This window comes from Cupriavidus sp. 05N40 (genome assembly GCF_056397305.1).
The window spans coordinates 1-4,251 of sequence record NZ_JBFTND010000353.1 but is presented as its reverse complement, the minus strand read 5'-3'; the positions used below and the strand labels follow the sequence as shown (position 1 = coordinate 4,251).

The 4,251-nt window shown below is 66.8% G+C and carries 5 protein-coding genes; all 5 read right to left on the bottom strand.

The window, feature by feature from the left end; genetic code table 11:
- Positions 1-548: hypothetical protein (locus AC1DO7_RS39865; protein ID WP_477117459.1), on the bottom strand; the 548-nt coding region annotated here is incomplete at its 3' end.
- Between the two features lie 140 nt (positions 549-688).
- A complete protein-coding gene (locus AC1DO7_RS39860; protein ID WP_477117458.1) occupies positions 689-1,861 on the bottom strand; it encodes an ABC transporter substrate-binding protein in 1,173 nt (390 codons plus the stop codon).
- An 85-nt stretch (positions 1,862-1,946) separates the two neighbouring features.
- Positions 1,947-2,654, bottom strand: a complete 708-nt coding sequence (locus tag AC1DO7_RS39855) for an ABC transporter ATP-binding protein (RefSeq protein WP_441614727.1) — start codon at positions 2,652-2,654, stop codon at positions 1,947-1,949.
- Positions 2,641-3,405: an ABC transporter ATP-binding protein gene (locus AC1DO7_RS39850; RefSeq protein WP_441614725.1), complete on the bottom strand. Its 765-nt coding sequence runs from the start codon at positions 3,403-3,405 to the stop codon at positions 2,641-2,643. Before AC1DO7_RS39850 ends, AC1DO7_RS39855 begins: the two co-directional genes overlap by 14 nt.
- A partial coding sequence (locus AC1DO7_RS39845) for a branched-chain amino acid ABC transporter permease (RefSeq protein ID WP_477117457.1) occupies positions 3,398-4,251 on the bottom strand: 854 nt, incomplete at its 5' end. The genes AC1DO7_RS39850 and AC1DO7_RS39845, both read right to left, overlap by 8 nt.

The window sequence follows — 4,251 nt, the reverse complement described above, 5'->3', positions numbered from 1 at the left end:
TGCAGCGCCAGCAGCAGGAACGCCAGCGCGGCGACCAGCAGCGCGCCCAGCAGGCAATGCAGCAACAGCAGGACATGCAGCGCCAGCAGCAGGAACGCCAGCGCGGCGACCAGCAGCGCGCCCAGCAGGCAATGCAGCAACAGCAGGACATGCAGCGCCAGCAGCAGGAGCGCCAGCGCGGCGAGCAGCAGCGTGCCCAGCAGGCGATGCAGCAACAGCAGGACATGCAGCGCCAGCAGCAGGAGCGCCAGATGCAGGAGCAGCAGCGCCAGCAACAGGCCATGCAGCGGCAGCAGCAGGAGCAGCAGCGCCAGCAGATGGAACAGCAGCGCGTGCAGCAACGCCAGCAGCAGGAGCGCCAGGCACAGGAGCACCAGGTACAGGAGCAGCAGCGCCAGCAGCAGGTGATGCAACGCCAGCAGCAAGAGCAGATGCAGCGCCAGCAGCAGGATGTGCAACGCCAGCAGCAGGAGCACCAGCGCCAGCAACAGCAACAGCAACAGGAACAGCAGCGCCGCCAGCAAGAGCTGCAGCGTCAGCAACAGCATGCCTAGTCGGCGGCGTCAATGAAGAGAGGCGGGGGGTGACAAGACAGGAGCCCGCCGGTGCGCGGGCCTGAATCCCGCCGGAGTGCCGGGCGGGACCTTCGGCAAGCCGGCGCGTCGCGCGCGCCGGCCCCGGAGTTGACTTATTTGGCCAGTTCGGACAGGCGCACCTGGGCAATCTTGCCGCCCTGCACCCAGCCCACCACGGTATCGGCCACGGTGCCGCCCTTGGCGTCGATGCTCTCGATCTCGTTGGGGTTGGCATCCTTGGCCAGCGTCTTTACCGCCTCCGGCATCTTGGCGCGGATCGCCGCCACGTCGGTGGTGGTGCCGGCCAGCTTCATGGCGCCGGCCAGCGCGTACACCATGGTGTAGTTGAGCGACATCTCGGTGGTGGYATCGCGCCCGTCGTGCAGCTTCTTGTATTTGTTGTTGTAGTTCTGCGCGGCGGGGCGGCTGTCGTTGGCCAGCGGCATCACGCCGATCGAGCCCTCCAGCATGGCCAGGCCGTTGGTGACCTTGGACATCTCGTCGAGCTTGGCCTGGTCCATCACGATAAAGCCGCCCTTGAAGCCCAGTTCGCGCGCCTGCTTGACCACCAGCGCGGTCGGCTCCGACGGGCCGCCCACGAACATCACGTCCGGCTTGTCGGCTAKCGCGCGCGACACGCCGCTGTAGAAATCGGTKGCCTTGGTRTAGGACATCGGGTTGTTGGCCACCACCTTGCCGCCCGCACTCTCCCATGCAGGCACGAAGGCCTGAACCCAGGCCTTGGCGTAGTCATGGTCGGCCGGCGCCAGCGCCACGTTCTTGCCGTAGCGCTTCATCTGCGCCTTGATAAAGGGATCGATATAGCCGGTGTAGGCCGGCGGGATGCGGATGGTCAGCTTGTTGTTGACATCGGTGATGCGCGGCACGCTGGAGTACGCCATCACCAGGAACTTCTCCTGCTCGTTGAAGGCCTGCAGCGCGAAGATGCCACCCGAGTGCGGCACGAACACGGCGGGCGTCTTGTACTGCTGCACCAGCCGGCGCGCGTTGATCGCGGCCTCGGCCGGGGCGTACTTGTCATCGAGCGCGGCCACTTCGAGCTTGACCTTCTTGCCCTTGACTTCCAGGCCGGCGGCGTTGATTTCGTCGACCGCCATCTGGATGCCCGAAAGCACGTTCTTGCCGTACAGGGCGGCGCCGCCCGACAGCGGGCCGGTGTAGCCCAGCTTGACGACTTCCTGTGCGAAGGCGGTGCCCGAAGCCAGCAGCGCGGCCACGGCGGTGGCGGCGAGCGGGAAGAAGCGGCGGATCATCTTGGTTTGCATCTGGCGGTCTCCTGTTGTGTTTGCACTGCGTTCGTTCTTGTCCTGTCTTCCTGCCCTGTTTTCCTGCCCTGTCCTTCGGCCAGGGCTAGCCGCCGATATACGCGCGGCGAATTCCCTCATCCTTGAGCAAGGTTTCGCGGTCGCCTTCCATGACGATGCGCCCGCTCTCGATCACGTAGGCGCGGTGCGCGATGCCAAGCGCCGCGTAGGCGTTCTGCTCGGCCAGCAGCACGGTGGTGCCGGCACGGTTGATGCGCTGGATGACCTCGAACATCTGCTTGACCACCAGCGGCGCCAGCCCGAGCGACGGCTCGTCGAGCAGCAGCGCGCGCGGGCGGCTCATCAGCGCGCGCCCCAGCGCCACCATCTGCTGCTGGCCGCCCGAGAGCGAGCCGGCCGGATCGTCCTTCTTCTGCCGCAGGATGGGGAACATCTCGAACACTTCTTCGAGCGAGCGCTTGATGCCTGCCGAATCGCGGCGGTGGACGTAAGCGCCCAGCGTCAGGTTCTTCTGCACGCTCATGGCGGGAAACAGCTTGCGCCCTTCGGGGCAGTGCACCAGCCCGGCCTGCACGATCTGCGAGGGCTTCATGCCGGACAGCTCGCGGCCGTCGAAGCGCATGGTGCCGCCGCTGGCGCGGTGGATGCCGCTCATCGCCAGGAAGATCGAGCTCTTGCCGGCGCCGTTGGCGCCCAGCAGCACCACCAGCTCGCCGGCGCCGGCGTGCAGGGTGATGTTTTCCAGCGCGCGGAAGCTGCCGTAGGAAAGCGAAACGCGCTCAAGCTGCAACATGGTCGGCTCCCAGGTAGGCTTCGATGACGTGCGGATCCTGCTGGATCTGCGCGGGCGTCCCCTCGGCGATCTTCTCGCCGTAGTTGAGCACCATGATCTTGTCGGCCAGCCGCATGATCATGTCCATCTTGTGTTCGATCAGGCAGACCGTCTTGCCATGGCGGACCATCTTGCGGATCAGTTCGGCCAGGCCCACGGTCTCCTCCGGATTGACGCCGCCGGCGGGCTCGTCGAGCAGCAGCAGTTCGGCATCGGTGGCCAGCGCCAGCGCGAAGGCCACGCGCTTGCGCTCCTCCTGCGTGATGTCGGCCGCCACTTCATGGGCCAGGTGCGCAAGGCCGACGAACTCCAGCGCTTCCTCCGCCTTGGCGCGGCACAGGCGCTCTTCCTCGCGCAGCCGCCGCGTGTTGAAGAGCACGTCGGCCAGGCCGGAATGCGTGCGCAGGCGATGGCCCACGATCAGGTTGTCCAGCACGGTGGCGCGGTCGAACAGGTGGGTCGCCTGGAAGGTGCGCGCCACGCCCAGGCGGGCGATCTGGTCCGCGCGCAGCCCGGCCACGTCCTGGCCCTTGAGCAGGATCTGGCCGGAGCTGGGTGCGTGGGTGCCGGCGATCAGGTTGAAGAAGGTGGTCTTGCCGGCGCCGTTGGGTCCGATGATGGCGTTGATGTGGCCGGTCTCGAAGCGGATCGAGACATCATTTACCGCGGTCAGGCCGCCGAATTTCTTGGTCAGGTTGCGGATCTCAAGCATGGTCGACCCCTGCGTTGGCTGCGTTGGCTGCGTTGGCTGCGTTGGCACCGGCGGCCGGTGCGGGAGCCTGCGCGCGGCTCTTGCCGCCGCGCCGCGCGGCCGCGGCGCGCCTCGCCTGGCGCTTGGCCCACGAGCCGACGATGCCGTCCGGCACGAAGATGATGAGCAGGATCAGCACCGGGCCGAACACCAGCATGCGGTAGTCCTGCAGGAACTGCAGCGTCTGCGTCACCCACGGCACCAGCACCGCGCCCAGCAGCGGCCCGAGCAGCGTGCCGGTGCCACCGACCAGCATCGCCATCACCATGTCGAAGGTGAGGTCGGTGCGCGCGATATCGGGGCCGAGGAAGCGCACCTGGCCCGCGTACAGCGCGCCGGCAAAGCCCGCATAGCCCACCGACAGCACGAAGGACAGCACCTTGGTGCGCATCAGGTTGATGCCCAGCGCCTCGGCCAGCGCATCGCTGTTGCGCACGGCCATGAAGCTGCGGCCCAGCAGCGAGGTGACGATGCGGTGCATCACGAAGGTGCCGATCACGAGGAAGAACAGCACCAGGTAGTACTGCGCCTGCACGTTGTCGAACGCCAGCGGGCCCACCGACGCCGGCACCGGGATGCCGATCAGGCCCACCGTGCCGTGCGTGAGGCTTTCCCATTTCTCGATCAGCAGGTAGATGATGTAGCCGATGCACAGCGTGAAGATCGAGAAGTAATGGCCCTTCAGGCGCAGCGACACCACGCCCACGAAGTAGCCCACCACCATGCACACCACGCCCGACAGCGCGAACGCCACCCAGAACGGTACCTGGTGATCCACCGTCAGGATACCCAGGTCAGGATACCCAG

Coding starts and splice junctions, on each gene's coding strand:
- AC1DO7_RS39855 (WP_441614727.1), bottom strand. CDS start 2,654: ATGTTGCAGCTTGAGCGCGTTTCGCTTTCCTACGGCAGCTTCCGCGCG.
- AC1DO7_RS39850 (WP_441614725.1), bottom strand. CDS start 3,405: ATGCTTGAGATCCGCAACCTGACCAAGAAATTCGGCGGCCTGACCGCG.